At 63.3% G+C, this 16,471-nt stretch carries 16 protein-coding genes; 12 read left to right on the forward strand and 4 right to left on the reverse strand.

Going from position 1 to position 16,471, the window contains the following annotated elements; genetic code table 11:
- Positions 1 to 64 precede the first annotated feature (64 nt).
- Entirely contained in the window at positions 65 to 2,056 is a 1,992-nt protein-coding gene (locus ACZ6YA_RS22820) for a sensor histidine kinase (protein WP_465899671.1), read from the reverse strand.
- Positions 2,057 to 2,321: 265 nt separating this feature from the next.
- Here ACZ6YA_RS22820 and ACZ6YA_RS22825 point away from each other — a divergent pair, with 265 nt between their 5' ends.
- The 4 genes from ACZ6YA_RS22825 to ACZ6YA_RS22840 all read left to right on the forward strand — a co-directional run bounded on the left by ACZ6YA_RS22825 (position 2,322) and on the right by ACZ6YA_RS22840 (position 5,790).
- A complete protein-coding gene (locus tag ACZ6YA_RS22825; protein WP_465899673.1) occupies positions 2,322 to 3,119 on the forward strand; it encodes a hydroxymethylpyrimidine/phosphomethylpyrimidine kinase in 798 nt (265 codons plus the stop codon).
- A 14-nt stretch (positions 3,120 to 3,133) separates the two neighbouring features.
- Positions 3,134 to 3,757 carry a thiamine phosphate synthase gene (gene thiE, locus ACZ6YA_RS22830; protein ID WP_465899675.1) on the forward strand — a complete coding sequence of 208 codons (624 nt, stop codon included), beginning with the start codon at positions 3,134 to 3,136 and terminating at the stop codon, positions 3,755 to 3,757.
- A gap of 17 nt (positions 3,758 to 3,774) precedes the next feature.
- Entirely contained in the window at positions 3,775 to 5,058 is a 1,284-nt protein-coding gene (gene hemL, locus ACZ6YA_RS22835; protein ID WP_465899677.1) for a glutamate-1-semialdehyde 2,1-aminomutase, read from the forward strand.
- 186 nt (positions 5,059 to 5,244) lie between these two features.
- A complete protein-coding gene (locus tag ACZ6YA_RS22840) occupies positions 5,245 to 5,790 on the forward strand; it encodes a tetratricopeptide repeat protein (protein ID WP_465899679.1) in 546 nt (181 codons plus the stop codon).
- 6 nt (positions 5,791 to 5,796) lie between these two features.
- Here the strand turns inward: ACZ6YA_RS22840 and ACZ6YA_RS22845 are convergent, their stop codons facing one another.
- Complete coding sequence (locus ACZ6YA_RS22845) at positions 5,797 to 6,123, reverse strand: DUF1820 family protein (protein ID WP_465899681.1); 327 nt, start codon at positions 6,121 to 6,123, stop codon at positions 5,797 to 5,799.
- A 154-nt stretch (positions 6,124 to 6,277) separates the two neighbouring features.
- Between ACZ6YA_RS22845 and ACZ6YA_RS22850 the strand changes: the two genes are divergently transcribed.
- The 4 genes from ACZ6YA_RS22850 to lnt are packed head-to-tail and all read left to right on the forward strand — an operon-like array spanning position 6,278 to position 10,133.
- Positions 6,278 to 7,276 carry a PhoH family protein gene (locus ACZ6YA_RS22850; protein WP_465899683.1) on the forward strand — a complete coding sequence of 333 codons (999 nt, stop codon included), beginning with the start codon at positions 6,278 to 6,280 and terminating at the stop codon, positions 7,274 to 7,276.
- Entirely contained in the window at positions 7,269 to 7,742 is a 474-nt protein-coding gene (ybeY, locus tag ACZ6YA_RS22855; RefSeq protein WP_465899684.1) for an rRNA maturation RNase YbeY, read from the forward strand. The genes ACZ6YA_RS22850 and ybeY overlap by 8 nt, the downstream gene beginning before the upstream one ends.
- Positions 7,743 to 7,767: 25 nt before the next feature.
- On the forward strand, positions 7,768 to 8,607 hold the full coding sequence (locus ACZ6YA_RS22860; RefSeq protein WP_400798650.1) for an HlyC/CorC family transporter: 840 nt from the start codon (positions 7,768 to 7,770) through the stop codon (positions 8,605 to 8,607).
- Between the two features lie 8 nt (positions 8,608 to 8,615).
- Positions 8,616 to 10,133: an apolipoprotein N-acyltransferase gene (lnt, locus tag ACZ6YA_RS22865; protein ID WP_465899686.1), complete on the forward strand. Its 1,518-nt coding sequence runs from the start codon at positions 8,616 to 8,618 to the stop codon at positions 10,131 to 10,133.
- A 127-nt stretch (positions 10,134 to 10,260) separates the two neighbouring features.
- Here the strand turns inward: lnt and ACZ6YA_RS22870 are convergent, their stop codons facing one another.
- Positions 10,261 to 11,022 carry a YdcF family protein gene (locus ACZ6YA_RS22870; protein ID WP_465899688.1) on the reverse strand — a complete coding sequence of 254 codons (762 nt, stop codon included), beginning with the start codon at positions 11,020 to 11,022 and terminating at the stop codon, positions 10,261 to 10,263.
- Between the two features lie 145 nt (positions 11,023 to 11,167).
- Positions 11,168 to 11,482 carry a hypothetical protein gene (locus tag ACZ6YA_RS22875; protein WP_403135581.1) on the reverse strand — a complete coding sequence of 105 codons (315 nt, stop codon included), beginning with the start codon at positions 11,480 to 11,482 and terminating at the stop codon, positions 11,168 to 11,170.
- 227 nt (positions 11,483 to 11,709) lie between these two features.
- On the opposite strand from ACZ6YA_RS22875, the gene leuS reads away from it, so the two are divergent.
- The 4 genes from leuS to arfA all read left to right on the forward strand — a co-directional run bounded on the left by leuS (position 11,710) and on the right by arfA (position 16,411).
- Positions 11,710 to 14,316, forward strand: coding sequence for a leucine--tRNA ligase (leuS, locus tag ACZ6YA_RS22880; RefSeq protein WP_465899690.1), 2,607 nt, complete (start codon positions 11,710 to 11,712; stop codon positions 14,314 to 14,316).
- A gap of 61 nt (positions 14,317 to 14,377) precedes the next feature.
- Entirely contained in the window at positions 14,378 to 14,983 is a 606-nt protein-coding gene (locus ACZ6YA_RS22885) for an LPS-assembly lipoprotein LptE (RefSeq protein WP_465899692.1), read from the forward strand.
- A 37-nt stretch (positions 14,984 to 15,020) separates the two neighbouring features.
- Positions 15,021 to 16,058 carry a DNA polymerase III subunit delta gene (gene holA, locus ACZ6YA_RS22890; RefSeq protein ID WP_465899694.1) on the forward strand — a complete coding sequence of 346 codons (1,038 nt, stop codon included), beginning with the start codon at positions 15,021 to 15,023 and terminating at the stop codon, positions 16,056 to 16,058.
- 188 nt (positions 16,059 to 16,246) lie between these two features.
- Positions 16,247 to 16,411 (forward strand): alternative ribosome rescue factor ArfA, encoded by a 165-nt coding sequence (gene arfA / locus ACZ6YA_RS22895; RefSeq protein ID WP_465899696.1) that lies wholly within the window; start codon positions 16,247 to 16,249, stop codon positions 16,409 to 16,411.
- The last annotated feature ends 60 nt before the right edge of the window (positions 16,412 to 16,471 follow it).

Raw genomic sequence — 16,471 nt, forward strand, 5'->3', positions numbered from 1 at the left:
CACTCACGCTCGGTGAGTCAAAGTGACAAAAGTGACTAAAGGTGTGGATGGAACTGGATCATCCTCAAAACCGCACATCCCCCGACACCGCCCTCCCCGCTGGCATCTGCACCTGCGCTATCGTCACTTCGAGGCTCAACTCGAACCGGCTACCCAACCCGCGCGTAGACTCATGCACCAGCTGGCCACCCAGCACCTCGCCCATCTGCCGGCAGATCGACAGGCCAATACCCAACCCGCCATAACGCCGGGTCATCGAGCCATCGACCTGGAAGAAGCGCTGGTACAAGATCGCCTGATCCAAGTCATCGAAACCAATACCACTGTCACTGACGGTGAAGGTCAGCGCCAGGCTGTCCGGCCCCAGACGGCGACCGCGCACCTGCACCATCACGCCGCCCTGATGGGTGAACTTGAGGCCGTTGTCCACCAGGCAACCCAGGCAGCGCGCCAGTTTGTGCGCATCGCCCAGCAGTTCGTCCGGCAGCTCGGCGGGAATGTCCAGGCTCAGGTACAGCCCCTTGCCCAACGCCGTCCCGGCATAGCCGGCACGCAGGTCCTGGAGCATGCGCCGCAAGCTGAACGGCGCGGACTGCAAGCGCATTCGGCCGGCCTGCAGTTCGGTGAGGGTGAGGATATCGTCGACCATGTCCATCATGTTCTGCGCCGAGCCGACCGCCGTGCGCTGGTACTGGGCCATCTCGGCACTCATCGGCAAGGTCTGCATCAACTCCAGCGAACCGATCACGCCGTTCATCGGTGTGCGCAGCTCGTGGGTGACGGTGGCGAGGAATTCGTCCTTGAGGTGATTGCTCCGGGCCAGTTGCTGATTCAGGTGTTCCAAGGTCCGGCCGGTCTCACGCAGGGTCTGCGCCTGCTGTTCGCGCATGCTATTGATGCGGTCGGCCAGGGCCAGTGACAACAGCGCCACTTCCAGCGCCGAACCGAGCTGGCTGGCATACATGGTCAAGAACACATTCGGCAAGTAACCCAACACCATCAAGGTATTGACCAGACCACCGAGCAGAAACGCCGTCCAGGCGATGATGAACCAGCGGGCCACGCGCAAACCGCGCGACCAGGCGTACAAGCCCGCGGTAAAAATGCTCACGGTAAACAGCAAGGCCAGGACCGTGGCCATGCGCAGGGCGATGCCGTAGGGCATGCTCACCGCCAGCACCATCACCAGCGCGCCACCCAGCATCAACAGTTGAAGCAGGCGGTCGAAGCCCCGGCTGATCTTGCCTAGACGCAGGAAATGACGGGCGAACTGGCAGCCGAACAAGCCCGCCGCGCCAATGAACAGTGGCGTCGCGGCATTCGCCCACCATGGGCTGTCCGGCCAGAAGTACGCCACCCCGGCACCATTGACCGAGACCTGGTAGAGGCCGAACGAGGCGATGTAGAGGATGTAGTAGAGGTAACTGACATCGCGCACGCTGAGGAAGATGAACAGGTTGTACACCAGCATCACCAGCAAGACGCCGTAGATCATCCCCAGTACATACAGGCGAGTCGGCTGTTCCTCCATGTAGGCTTCGGCGGACCACAGCGCCAGCGGCGCCTGCACCGAACCCTCGCTGTGCAGCCGCAGGTAAACGGTGGTGGCCTGCCCGGGTTGCAGGGGCAATTCGAACAAGTAGTTGTTCTGGCGGATCTGGCGGCTGTCGTAGGGCAAGGCGTCGCCGGTACGCTGGACCAGCCGGTAACGACCATCGGTCCCTGGCAGGTACAGTTCGAGGTGATCCAGCGGCGGATAGGCCAGCTCCAGCAACCATTGGCGAGGCATGGCGTCTACCGAGGCCTGGTAGCGCAGATCGATCTTCAACCAGAACACCGACGTCGAATACCCGGCGTTCAGCACATCCTCACGGTGCGTACGAAAACGGCTGGCGAACGCGGGTGCGGTGACCTGGGCAATGCTGGCGCTGCCATCGCGGTCTTCATAGACCTGCATGACCTTGCCCAGCGCAATATGCCGGGTGCTGGCGTCGAAATCGACCGCAGCGGCCAGCGCGGGCAAGCAGCCCAGTAGCAAAATCAAGAGATAGCGCATACAGCCCCAGCATGGCCTGCCCGGTCGCGTCGCGATGGCCCCCTATCCCTATGAGACGACGAAATCCGGTGCTGCCCGTTTATCGAGTTATCGGAGCACTCTAGCATAGCTTTCCACGCTGGCCACCGGCCATCTTATTTTTGAAAGAAAAGGCTCTAAATCGGTACTTACAGGAAGTTCACAAACACTAATCTGACCTATCGATCAGCAAAAGCCGTTTGTAGGACGATCCGCACAAAAGGGTTTGGTGGTAAGCTCGCCGCCCATGAATACCTACAGCTCCCGCCCCGTTGTCCTCTGTCTCTCCGGCCACGACCCAAGTGGCGGCGCCGGCTTGCAGGCAGACATTGAAGCCCTGATCGCCCAAGGCTGTCACGCCGCACCCGCGGTGACCGCCCTGACCGTGCAGGATACCGTCAACGTTTCCGACTTCCGCGTGCTCGACCGCGAGTGGGTACTGGCCCAGGCCAATGCCGTGCTGGCCGACTCCACGGTAGCCGCAGTCAAGCTGGGCATGCTCGGCTCGATCGAAATGGTCGACACCATCGCCGAACTGCTCAGCGCCCACCCGCACCTGCCGATGGTCTGCGACCCGGTGCTGCGCGCTGGTGGCGGTGGCCGGCTGGGCAAGGACGAAGTCGGCTACGCCGTGCGCGAACGCCTGTTGCCACTGGCCGCCATCGCCACCCCGAACCTGCCCGAGGCGCGTATCCTGGCCGAACTGCCCGAGGGCAGCGCCGACGAGTGTGCGGAAAAATTGTTGCCGTTTTGCAAGCACCTGCTGATCACCGGTGGCCACGGCGACGAAGACGAAATCCACAACCGCCTGTACAGCCGCGACGGCCAGCGCCACACCTGGACCTGCCAGCGTCTGCCGGGCAGCTATCACGGCTCGGGTTGTACGCTGGCCAGCACCCTGGCCGGCCGCCTGGCGCTGGGTGAAGACCTGCAAAGTGCCGTGCGCACTGCACTCGACTACACCTGGCGCACCCTGCGTGACGCCGAGCAGTTGGGCAAGGGCCAGTTCGTGCCGCGCCGCCTGCCCCTGGACTTCTGCTCCTGACACGAGGCTTTCCGATGTCGCTACGCGGTCTGTATGCAATCACCGACAGCCAGCTGCTCGCCGGCCGTTTCCTGTCCCATGTCGAGGCGGCACTGGAAGGCGGCGTGTGCCTGCTGCAGTACCGCGACAAAAGCGATGACGCCGCCCGTCGGCTGCGCGAGGCCGAAGCGCTGATGAAGCTTTGCGAGCGCTACGGCACCCAGCTGCTGATCAACGACGATGCCGAACTGGCCGCGCGCCTGGGCGTCGGCGTACACCTGGGCCAGACCGACGGCCCGCTGACCCCGGCCCGCGCCCTGCTTGGCCGCCAGGCGATCATCGGCTCGACCTGCCACGCCAGCCTCGAACTGGCGGCGCAGGCCGCCAGCGAAGGCGCCAGCTATGTCGCCTTTGGCCGTTTCTTCAATTCCGTGACCAAGCCCGGCGCACCGGCCGCCAACGTCGTTCTGCTGGAACAGGCCCGGGCCCAGGTCAAGCTGCCGATCGCGGTGATCGGCGGCATCACCCTCGACAACGCCGCCCCGCTGGTCGCCCACGGTGCCGACCTGCTGGCGGTGATCCATGGGCTGTTCGGTGCCGACAGCGCGCAGGAAGTCACCCGCCGCGCCCGCGCCTTCAACGCCCTGTTCGCCTCCTGAATTCGAGAGAAGATCCCATGTCCCGTTCCGAATCCCTGTTCGCCCAAGCCCAGAAGCACATCCCCGGTGGCGTCAACTCGCCGGTCCGTGCTTTCAAGAGCGTCGGCGGCACCCCGCTGTTCTTCAAGCATGCCGAAGGCGCCTATGTCGTCGACGAGGACGACAAGCGCTACGTCGACTACGTGGGTTCCTGGGGCCCGATGATCCTCGGCCATGGCCACCCGGAAGTGCTCGACGCGGTGCGCAACCAGTTGCAGCACGGCCTGTCCTACGGCGCCCCGACTGCGATGGAAACCGAGATGGCCGACCTGGTCTGCTCGCTTGTGCCGTCGATGGAGATGGTGCGCATGGTCAGCTCCGGCACCGAAGCCACCATGAGCGCTATCCGCCTGGCCCGTGGTTATACCGGCCGCGACGCCATCATCAAGTTCGAAGGCTGCTACCACGGCCACTCCGACAGCCTGCTGGTCAAGGCCGGTTCCGGCCTGCTGACCCAGGGTGTACCGAGCTCGGCGGGCGTGCCTGCAGACTTCGCCAAGCACACCCTGACACTGCCATTCAACGACATCGCTGCGGTCGAGAAGACCCTGGCCGATGTCGGCCAGACCGTGGCCTGCATCATCGTCGAGCCCGTTGCTGGCAACATGAACTGCGTACCACCGGCGCCAGGCTTCCTCGAAGGCCTGCGCGAGCAGTGCGACAAACACGGCGTGGTGCTGATCTTCGACGAAGTGATGACCGGTTTCCGCGTTTCGCTCGGCGGTGCCCAGGGCTACTACGGCATCACCCCGGACCTGTCGACCTTCGGCAAGATCGTCGGCGGTGGCATGCCGGTCGGCTGCTTCGGCGGCAAGCGCGAGATCATGGGTTGCATCGCCCCGCTGGGCCCGGTGTACCAGGCCGGCACCCTGTCGGGTAACCCGCTGGCCATGGCCGCAGGCCTGACCACCCTGAGGCTGATCAGCCGTCCGGGCTTCCATGCCGAGCTGACCGATTTTACCAGCCGCATGCTCGACGGCCTGCAGCAGCGTGCCGATGCCGCTGGCGTGCCGTTCGTCACCACCCAGGCCGGTGCCATGTTCGGCCTCTACTTCAGCGGCGCCGACGACATCGTCACCTTCGAGGACGTGATGGCCAGCGATGCCGACCGTTTCAAGCGCTTCTTCCACCTGATGCTCGAAGGCGGCGTGTACCTGGCGCCGAGCGCATTCGAGGCGGGCTTCACGTCTATCGCCCATGGCGAAAAAGAGCTGCAGATCACCCTGGATGCGGCCGAAAAGGCCTTTGCGGCCCTGAAGTAATGCCCGCCTGAACCGGCCTCTTCGCGGGCAAGACCGCTCCCACAGAGGCCGGTGCAGACAATAAAATCTGCAACTTTCCCCACCGACGCAGAAAATCGAGTAAAACTTTGTAAGGTTGGCGCTGCTTATCCCATAATGTGCCACCAGAGACATTGGCCGTAGCTTCGCAGAGGTATGTCGATCCCCATGAACCGCACCGGCCGCGCCCTGACCCTGGGCTGCCTGTTGCTTCTTCAGCCCCTGCTGGCACTGGCAGAGGGCGGTAACTCGTTGCTGATTCCGGCAACGGGGCGCTGCACGCTCGATGTCCAGCCGCAAGACCTGGAGAATGCACTGAAGGCTTGCGAGCAGACGGCGACGAGCGGGGACGCCCAGGCGCAGTACGAACTGGGTGAGTACTACTACACGCAAACGCCCAAAGACCTGAAAAAGGCCCTGGACTGGTTCGGCAAAGCCTCGCTGCAAGGCCATGCCGACGCCCAGTACCGCCTTGGCGCGATGTTCTTCCACGGCGAAGGGGTCAAGGCCAACAATGTGCAAGCCTATATTCTGCTGAAGATGGCGGCCGTCAACGGTGCGGAAGACGCACTGGACATGGCCGACGAAGTGACCGAGCAGATGCCACGCGATGAACTGGAGCACGCCACCCAGGTGCTGGGCCAGATCTTCCGCAAATACCTGCTGGAGCTGCAGAACGCCGAAGGGCGCTCGCCCTTCTCGCCACTGCCCTGATTCGCCCTACTTCTCCGGCATCGGCATGGGGAATGGCATCACATTGCCACTCACCCTCGCCTCGCTGATCTTGGCCGTGCCCAGCCGCTCCACCTCGTCGATACGCACGATCGAGTGCATCGGCACGAAGCTACGGATCACACCCTCGAACTGGTTCTTGAGTTTCTCTTCGCTCGGGTCGACGACGATCTGTGCGCGCTCACCGAAGACGAACTCCTCGATTTCCAGAAATCCCCACAGGTCGCTCTGGAAGATCTGTTTGGCATACATCTCGAAGACCTGCCCCTGGTTGAGGAAGATCACTTTGTAGATGGCGGGTTCGCGTTTGCTCATGTTTGGCGGGTTAACACATGCGTAAGAAAAGGCGCGCATCATAACAGTGCCCGGAGGCAGTCCATACCCTTGATCGTTTCAGTGCTTTCGCCCCTGCCCTTCAAGGGTTATTCTTGAGTTCACCCTTATTGCCGTCGAGCGGCTAAAAACGACCTTGAACGCACCCATACAACCTCATCGCTTCATCCTCGAACCCTTCGAGGCCCACCGTTTCGCCAACCTGTGCGGCCAGTTCGACGAGCACCTGCGCCTGATCGAACAACGCCTGGCCATCGAGATCCGCAACCGCGGCAATCAATTCGAGCTGATCGGCGATCCCAAGACCACGTCCGCTGCCGAGCAATTGCTGCGCCGCCTCTACCGCGAGGCCAAGGCCAACGAGTTGTCGCCGGAGACCGTGCACCTGTACCTGCAGGAGTCGACCGTCGAGACCCTCGACAACCCAGCGGTCAACGAGGTCAGCGTCTCGCTGCGCACACGCAAGGGCAACATTCGCCCGCGCGGCGTCAACCAGCAGCGCTACGTGAAGGAAATCCTGGCCAACGACATCAACTTCGGCGTAGGCCCGGCCGGTACCGGCAAGACCTACCTGGCCGTGGCCTGCGCCGTGGATGCCTTGGAGCGCGAACAAGTGCGCCGCATCCTGCTGGTGCGCCCGGCGGTCGAGGCGGGTGAAAAACTCGGCTTCCTGCCCGGTGACCTGGCGCAGAAAATCGACCCGTACCTGCGCCCGCTGTACGACGCCCTGTACGAAATGCTCGGCTTCGAGCACGTGGCCAAGCTGATCGAGCGCCAGGTGATCGAGATCGCCCCGCTGGCCTACATGCGTGGCCGCACCCTGAACAACAGCTTCATCATCCTCGACGAGAGCCAGAACACCACGCTCGAACAGATGAAGATGTTCCTCACCCGCATCGGCTTCGGCTCCACGGCGGTGATCACCGGTGACATCACCCAGGTCGACCTGCCACGCGGCACCAAGTCGGGCCTGACCCATGTGATCGAGGTGCTCAAGGACGTTCCGGGGATCAGCTTTACCCACTTCCAACCCAAAGATGTGGTTCGTCACCCACTGGTGCAGCGTATCGTCGAAGCCTACGACCGCTTCGAAGCTCGCCAGGCCAAGCCCGAGGCAGCTAGCAAAGATGCTTGAACTTGACCTGCAACGGGCCACGGACGCCGCCGCCCCTGACGATGCCGCCTTCCGACGCTGGTGCGAGCTGGCCCTGCGCCAGCGCACGGCCGACTCGGAAATGACCATCCGCCTGGTGGATGAAGCGGAAGGCCGCGAGCTTAACCACACCTACCGGCACAAGGACTACGCGACCAATGTGCTGTCGTTCCCGGCCGATGTGCCCGACGAACTGCTCGATATCCCACTGCTTGGCGACCTGGTGATTTGCGTGCCGGTGGTCGAGCGCGAGGCTGCCGAGCAAGGCAAGTCACTCGAAGCGCACTGGGCACACCTGGTCATCCACGGCTGCCTGCACCTGCTCGGCTATGACCACATCGAAGACGATGAGGCCGAGGAGATGGAAGCACTGGAACGAGATTTGCTGGCAGAACTGGGTCACCCCGACCCGTATGCCGACGATGAAAACCTACCTCTCACACACTGATACACGAAGGATCACGAGAACCGCCATGAGCGAAGATCGATCGAGCAACGGGCAAAAGTCCTGGCTGGGTAAACTGACCCAGGCTTTTGCCCATGAGCCGAAAAACCGCCAGGAGCTCCTTGAGCTGCTGCGCGAAGCCCATCAGAACAAGCTGCTCGACAGCGAAGCGCTGACCATCGTCGAAGGCGCCATCCAGGTCGCCGACCTGCAGGTGCGCGACATCATGGTCCCGCGTTCGCAGATGATCAGCATCAAGGCTACCCAGTCACCCCGCGAATTCCTGCCGGCCATCATCGAAGCCGCGCACTCGCGCTACCCGGTGATCGGCGAAAGCCATGACGATGTGCTCGGGATCCTGCTGGCCAAGGACCTGCTGCCGCTGATCCTCAAGGAGAACGGCGACAGCTTCAACATCAAGGACCTGCTGCGCCCGGCCACTTTCGTGCCGGAGTCCAAGCGCCTGAACGTGCTGCTGCGCGAGTTCCGCGCCAACCACAACCACATGGCCATCGTCATCGACGAATACGGCGGCGTGGCGGGCCTGGTGACCATCGAGGACGTGCTCGAACAGATCGTCGGCGACATCGAAGACGAGCATGACGTCGAGGAAGACAGCTACATCAAGCCACTGCCCAGCGGCGATTTCCTGGTCAAGGCGCTGACCCCGATCGACAATTTCAACGAGTTCTTCGACAGCGAGTTCTCGGACGATGAGTTCGACACGGTGGGCGGCCTGGTGATGAGCGCCTTCGGCCACTTGCCCAAGCGCAACGAAACCACTGAGATCGGTGCCTACAAGTTCCGTATTCTCAACGCCGACAGCCGGCGGATACACTTGCTGCGCCTGACCCCGATCAGCCGTTAAGGACGAACATGCGTTGGATCACCCGCCCCGGCTGGCCCGGTAACCTGCTGGCCTTGGCGGCCGGCGCCTCGACCTTGTTGGCCCTGGCGCCATTCGACATCTGGCCGCTGGCCTTGCTGTCGATCGCCGTGCTCTACCTCGGCCTGCGCGAGCTTACCCCGCGCCAGGCCATGTGGCGCGGCTGGTGCTTCGGTTTCGGCCTGTACGGTGCCGGCACCTGGTGGATCTACGTCAGCATGAACACCTACGGCGGCGCTTCGCCACTGCTGGCGATCGTCCTGCTGCTGGCGTTCTTTGCTGCCCTCGCGTGGTTTTTCGCCCTGCCCACCTGGCTATGGGCGCGCTGGCTGCGGCGCAACGAAGCGCCCCTGGCCGACGCGTTGTGCTTTGCTGCGCTGTGGTTGCTGCAGGAAGCCTTCCGCGGCTGGTTCCTGACCGGTTTCCCATGGTTGTACGCCGGTTACAGTCAGTTGCACGGCCCCCTGGCCGGGCTGGCCCCCCTGGGCGGCGTGTGGCTGGTTTCCTTTGCCCTGGCGCTGAGCGCCGCGTTGCTGTGCAACCTTTACCGGCTGCGCGCGCGGCCGTCGTTCCTCGCCATTGGCGCCCTGCTGCTGGCGACCCCATGGGTGGTCGGCATGGCCCTCAAAGACCACGCCTGGACCAAGCCGGCTGGTGACCCACTCAAGGTCGCGGCGCTGCAGGGCAACGTCGAGCAGGAGCTGAAATGGGACCCGGCGCACATCGATGCGCAGTTGGCCCTCTACCGCGACATGAGCTTCAGCTCCAAGCCGGTGGATCTGCTCATCTGGCCAGAGACAGCCGTGCCGATCCTCAAGGACCAGGCCCAGGGTTACATCGACGTGATGGGTCGTTTTGCCGCTGACCGGCATTCGGCGCTGATCACCGGCGTACCGGTGCGCGAAGTGGTGCATCACCAGCGTCGGTACTACAACGGTGTGACGGTCACCGGCGAAGGCGATGGCACCTACCTCAAGCAGAAGCTGGTGCCTTTCGGCGAGTATGTGCCGTTGCAGGACATGCTGCGGGGTATGATCGAGTTCTTCAACCTGCCGATGTCGGACTTCGCCCGCGGCCCTGAAGACCAGCCTCTGCTGCAGGCCAAGGGATACCAGATTGCCCCGTACATCTGCTACGAAGTGGTCTACCCCGAGTTCGCCGCTGGCCTTGCGGCACGCAGCGACCTGCTGCTGACGATCAGCAACGACACTTGGTTCGGCACCTCGATCGGGCCGCTGCAGCACCTGCAGATGGCGCAGATGCGCGCACTGGAGGCTGGCCGCTGGATGATCCGCGCCACCAACAACGGCGTGACCGCGCTGATCGACCCGTTCGGCCGGATTACCGCCGAGGTGCCGCAGTTCCAGCGTGCGGTGCTGTATGGCGAGGTGGTGCCGATGCAGCAGTTGACGCCGTATCTGCAGTGGCGCTCGTGGCCGCTGGCGATTGTCTGTGTGCTGTTGTTTGGCTGGGCGTTGGCTGCCGGGCGTATAGCCAAAACTGTTTGATATCGCCTGTAATGCCCTCTTCGCGGGCAAGCCCGCTCCCACAAGGTCTTCACTGGATTTGAATCTTGTGAAATGCCTGTGGGAGCGGGCTTGCCCGCGAAGAGGCCGGCTCAGCCCATATGATGGCTCAGTAGAACAGCCGATACCCCAACAACCCCACCGCTTCATTCAGCAACTGCCCGCTCTGCCACATCGCCCGGCTTTCCGGCAGCAACCCGGCAAACGGCCGGGCATGGTCACGCCCGAGGAACCCCACCGGCGCCGGCACCACCTCGAAACCCGCCTGTTCGAAACTCCAGCGCGAGCGCTGCATGTGCCAGGCCTGGGTCACCACCACGACCCGACGAATACCCAACGGCTGCAACATCTGGGCAGTGAGCTGGGCGTTTTCCCACGTCGTGCGGCTGGCCTCCTCTTTCCATTTCACCTCGACGGCAAAATCTTCGCGCAGGCGATCGGCCATCAGCCTCGCCTCGCTCGGCGGCGTGCCATAGTGCAAGCCACCACTGGTCAGCACCGGCAAGCCCGAAGCTTTTGCCAGCCGTGCGGCAAAGCGCATGCGCTCCAGGGCCGTTGCGGCAGGCTGGTCTCCACCACCCCAGGCCGGGTCACCGCGCTCGCGCCCCGCACCCAGCACGACGATGGCATCCGCCCTGCCTGCCAGGCCCTGCCATTCACTGACTGCCAGGGGCGGCTCGGTTTCCAGCAACCGTGCGCCGTGCTGCACCACCAGCGGCAGGCTCATCAGCCACAAGCCACCCAAACCCAGTACGAAGCACAGTGCCGCCAGCCGCGGGCGCCGACTGCGCAGCCACCAGGCCGCAAGCAGCAGCAGGAACAGGACGCCGGGTGGCATCAACCATTGTTTGATAAAGAATCGAAGCGGCATCGGCCACACCTCCTTGGCAGGCGTGCAGCCTAAGTGGATCAGCGCCGGTCAACAAGTGTGCAGCCGGCGCCGATCTTGAGAAGTGAGAATGTGTTTGTCTTTGAAGAACCGGCGCGCGATGGCCTGCGCCCGGCGGCCTGAACGGCTAGCGATGTGGCAGCGTCCTGGATCTCGCCGTCGTGGCGGGGCGTTTCTTGTCCTTGAGCCAGATGATCTTGGCCGATGTCGGTTCCGCTTGTGGGTATGTACCGGCACAGGCATTGCGGCGTTCCGGGAGGGTATCCAGGTAGGCCTTTATCACTTCGAACTCTGCGTGGCTCAAGCCGCGCAACTCCAGCTCGGCTGGCATCTCGTCGCGCAATCGTACCGAGGTCCTGGCGACTTCCAGTGCCAGGCCAAGACGGTCGATCAGGCGTTCGTAAAGCTCCGGTTTGCTTGCGGGTAGCTGCGTCTCTCCCATCCGTTCACCTCATTGAAGATAAAGAATATCTCCCCCCACACCTGAGCTTAGCGGCGCTATGAAAAGCAGCCGGATGCAGCGACCAGCGGGCATTCGCAATCAGGGTTTCCCACGATGCGCGGCGCTGCTGTATGCTACGGCGTTCACTCTCACGACACCGGAGTGCCGGACGCAGCGAGGTTCCGCTGCCTGGAACAAGGTCTCTTCTCTCTCAGCCAAAAGTAGCCATGCACGAACAATACACGCCCCGTGATATCGAAGCCGCCGCCCAGAACTTCTGGGACGAGCAACAATCGTTCGCTGTTACCGAACAGCCAGGCAAAGACACCTACTATTGCCTATCGATGTTCCCGTACCCGAGCGGCAAGCTACACATGGGCCACGTGCGCAACTACACCATCGGTGACGTGATTGCCCGCTACCAGCGCATGCTGGGCAAGAACGTCCTGCAGCCGATGGGCTGGGACGCTTTCGGCATGCCCGCGGAGAACGCGGCGATGAAAAACAACGTCGCCCCGGCCAAGTGGACCTACGAAAACATCGACTACATGAAGACCCAGCTCAAGAGCCTGGGCCTGGCCATCGACTGGGCACGTGAAGTCACCACCTGCAAGCCGGACTACTACCGCTGGGAACAGTGGCTGTTCACCCGCCTGTTCGAAAAAGGCATCATCTACCGCAAGAACGGTACCGTGAACTGGGACCCCGCCGACCAGACCGTGCTCGCCAACGAACAGGTCATCGACGGCCGCGGCTGGCGTTCGGGCGCGCTGATCGAGAAGCGCGAAATCCCGATGTACTACTTCCGTATCACCGATTACGCCGACGAGCTGCTGGAAAGCCTCGACGAGCTGCCGGGCTGGCCTGAGCAGGTCAAGACCATGCAGCGCAACTGGATCGGCAAGTCGCGCGGCATGGAAGTGCAGTTCCCGTACGACCAGGCGAGCATCGGTCACGAAGGCACCCTGAAGGTCTTCACCACCCGTCCAGACACCCTGATGGGCGCGACCTACGTTGCCGTCGCCGCCGAGCACCCGCTGGCCACCCAGGCAGCCCAGGGCAACCCGACGCTGCAAGCGTTCATCGACGAATGCAAGAGCGGCAGCGTCGCTGAAGCCGACATGGCCACCCAGGAGAAGAAGGGCATAGCCACTTCCCTGCAGGTGCTGCACCCACTGACCGGCGAGAAGCTGCCAGTGTGGGTCGCCAACTACGTGCTGATGCACTACGGCGACGGTGCCGTGATGGCTGTACCTGCCCACGACGAGCGCGATTTCGAGTTCGCCCACAAGTACAACCTGCCGGTCAAGGCCGTGGTGCGCACCAGCGCTGGCGATGAAGTCGGCAGCGAGTGGCAGGCCGCCTATGGCGAGCACGGCCAGCTGATCAACTCCGGCGAATTCGATGGCCTGGACTTCGCCGGCGCCTTCGACGCCATCGAAGCCGCCCTGATCCGCAAGGAACTGGGCAAATCGCGCACGCAGTTCCGCCTGCGCGACTGGGGCATCAGCCGCCAGCGCTACTGGGGCTGCCCGATCCCGATCATCCACTGCCCGTCCTGCGGCGACGTGCCGGTGCCGGAAGACCAGCTGCCGGTCACCCTGCCCGAGAACGTGGTGCCGGACGGCGCTGGCTCGCCACTGGCGCGCATGCCCGAGTTCTTTGAGTGCACCTGCCCGAAATGCGGCACTGCAGCCAAGCGCGAAACCGACACCATGGACACCTTCGTCGAGTCGTCCTGGTACTTCGCCCGCTACGCCTCGCCGAACTACGACAAAGGCCTGGTCGACCCGAAAGCGGCCAACCACTGGCTGCCGGTCGATCAGTACATCGGCGGTATCGAGCACGCGATCCTGCACCTGCTGTACGCGCGCTTCTTCCATAAGCTGATGCGCGACGAAGGCCTGGTCACCTCCAACGAGCCGTTCAAGAACCTGCTGACCCAGGGCATGGTGGTCGCCGAGACCTACTACCGCGTTGCCAGCAATGGTGGCAAGGACTGGTTCAACCCGGCCGACGTCGAAATCGAGCGTGATGCCAAGGCCAAGATCATCGGCGCACGCCTGAAGACCGACGGCCTGCCGGTTGAAATCGGCGGCACCGAGAAGATGTCGAAGTCGAAGAACAACGGCGTCGACCCGCAATCGATGATCGAAGCCTACGGCGCCGACACCTGCCGCCTGTTCATGATGTTCGCCTCGCCGCCCGACATGAGCCTGGAATGGTCCGACTCCGGCGTCGAAGGTGCCAGCCGCTTCCTGCGTCGCGTCTGGCGCCTGGCCCAGGGCCACGTCAGTCAAGGCTTGCCAGGCAAACTGGATATCGCTGCGCTGAGCGACGAGCAAAAGGTCATCCGCCGCGCGATTCACGCCGCGATCAAGCAGGCCAGCACCGATGTCGGCCAGTACCACAAGTTCAACACCGCCATCGCCCAGGTGATGACCGTGATGAACGTGCTGGAAAAAGCCCCGCAGGCCACCGAGCAAGACCGTGCCCTGCTGCAGGAAGGCCTTGAGGCCGTTACCCTGCTGCTGGCGCCGATCACCCCGCATATCAGCCACACACTGTGGCAGCAACTGGGCTACGCAGGCTCGGTGATCGATGCCGCCTGGCCGAGCGTCGATGAGCAAGCGCTGGTGCAGGACACCGTCACCCTGGTGGTCCAGGTCAACGGTAAACTGCGCGGCCAGGTCGAGATGCCTGCCGCTGCCAGCCGCGAGGAAGTCGAAGCCGCCGCCCGCAGCAACGAGAATGTCTTGCGCTTCATCGATGGCCTGACTATCCGCAAGGTCATCGTGGTACCGGGCAAACTGGTCAACATCGTCGCCAACTGATGGCAACGCCCACCTGCAGCCAGTGCGGGTGGGCGGTATCGGCCCACAAGGGAGCAACAACATGATCAAACGCAATCTGCTGGTAATGGGCCTGGCCGTCATGCTCAGCGCCTGCGGTTTCCAGCTGCGCGGCACCGGCACCAACGCGCTGAGCGTCAAAGAGATGGACGTCGGCGCACGCAACGCCTACGGCCAGACCGTGGTGCAGCTGCGAGCGGCACTCGAGCGCAGCGGCGTTAACGTGCACACCGGCGCGCCTTACCGCCTGGAGCTGACCAACGAGCAGGAAAACCAGCGCTCGGCGAGCTACAGCGGCGGCAGCCGTACGGCTGAATACGAACTCACCACCACCCTCAACTACAGCATCCTGGGCCTGAACAACCTGGAACTGCTGAGCGACAAGGTTGAAGTGCGCAAGATCTACGTGCGCGACGGTGGCAACATCACCGGCTCCGACCAGGAAGCCACCCAGGCCCGCGTGGAAATGCGCCGCGAGCTGGTGCAATCGATGATGGCCCGCCTGCAGAACCTGACCCCGTCGCAGCTCGACGAGTTGCAGCGCAAGGCCGACGAACGCGCCAAGGCCGAAGCCGACGCGCTGGAAGCCGCGCGCCGCCAGCAGGCGGAAACGCCGCAGCAGTCGCCGTTGGAAATCCTGGGCAAGTGAGCCCAAGCGGGGCACTCCGGTGCCCCGCCTGTTTCCCATGAAACTCGCCCCCGCCCAACTCAACAAGCACCTGCAAGGCGCTTTGGCCCCGGTCTACGTGGTCAGCGGCGACGACCCATTGCTGTGCCAGGAAGCTGCCGACGCCATCCGCAACAAGGCGCGTCAGCAAGGTTTCGACGAGCGCCAAGTGTTCAGTGCCGACGCCAACTTCGACTGGGGCACCCTGCTCCAGGCCGGTGCCAGCCTGTCGTTGTTCGCCCAACGCCGCCTGTTGGAATTGCGCCTGCCGTCCGGCAAACCCGGCGACAAGGGCGCTGCAGCGCTGATCGAGTATTGCGCCAGGCCCGCCGAAGACACTCTTCTGCTGATCAGCCTGCCCAAGCTCGATGGCAGCGCGCAGAAGACCAAGTGGGGCAAGGCTTTGATCGAAGGCGCCCACTGCCAATTCATCCAGATCTGGCCGGTAGATGCGCAGCAGTTGCCGCAATGGATCAACCAGCGTTTGTCCCAGGCCGGCCTCTCGGCCCAGCGCGACGCAGTCGACCTGATTGCCGCACGGGTTGAAGGCAACCTGCTGGCCGCCGCACAGGAAATCGAAAAGCTCAAGCTGCTGGCCGAAGGCAACCAGATCACCGTCGAAACGGTGCAGTCTGCCGTTGCCGACAGTGCGCGTTTCGATGTTTTCGGCCTGGTCGACGCCATCCTCAACGGCGAAGCCGCGCATGCCCTGCGTATCCTCGAAGGCTTGCGCGGTGAAGGTGTGGAGCCGCCGGTGATTCTCTGGGCCCTGGCCCGTGAACTGCGCCTGCTCGCAGGCCTGGCCCAGCAGTTCAGCCAGGGTGTGCCACTGGACAAAGCCTTCAGCCAAGCCCGCCCACCGGTGTGGGACAAGCGCCGGCCGTTGGTCAGCAAAGCCCTGCAGCGCCTCTCGGCCCAGCGCTGGGCGCAGCTGCTGCAGGATGCCCAGCGCATCGATGCACAGATCAAGGGCCAGGCCGAAGGTTCGCCGTGGACGGGACTTTCGCGCTTGTCATTGCTAATGGCTGGGCAGAGATTGGTTCTTCCTGCCGAATAGCAGCGGACCTGTGGGAGCGGGCTTGCCCCGCGAACACCGGCAAAGCCGGTGCCATCCAGCGCGGCGCCTGCTTCGCGGGGCAAGCCCGCTCCCACAAAAGCACATCCTCCATACATACAATCAATTGGCACTGCTTTCCCATCAGGCCTAAAGTCCGCCCCGCAATCCACCCCAACGGGAACCTCGCCATGAGCAAAAAGCCGAAGAAGCACGGCCCGAACAAGGCCAAATCCATCGTCGCCCAGCCCCTGTTCCGCTGCCGCCAGGAACAACCGGAGAAGGGCAAAGGCAGCTACCGCCGCGAAGCCTTCCAATCGAAAGATTGGGAGGCTTCTTACTTTTTGGCCGCATGAAAGCATCGAAAGCGCAAGCATGGTATGGTCGGCACCTGACCTGAAATTCTGGATCTGTGC

The organism is Pseudomonas sp. NPDC090752 (genome assembly GCF_055584805.1).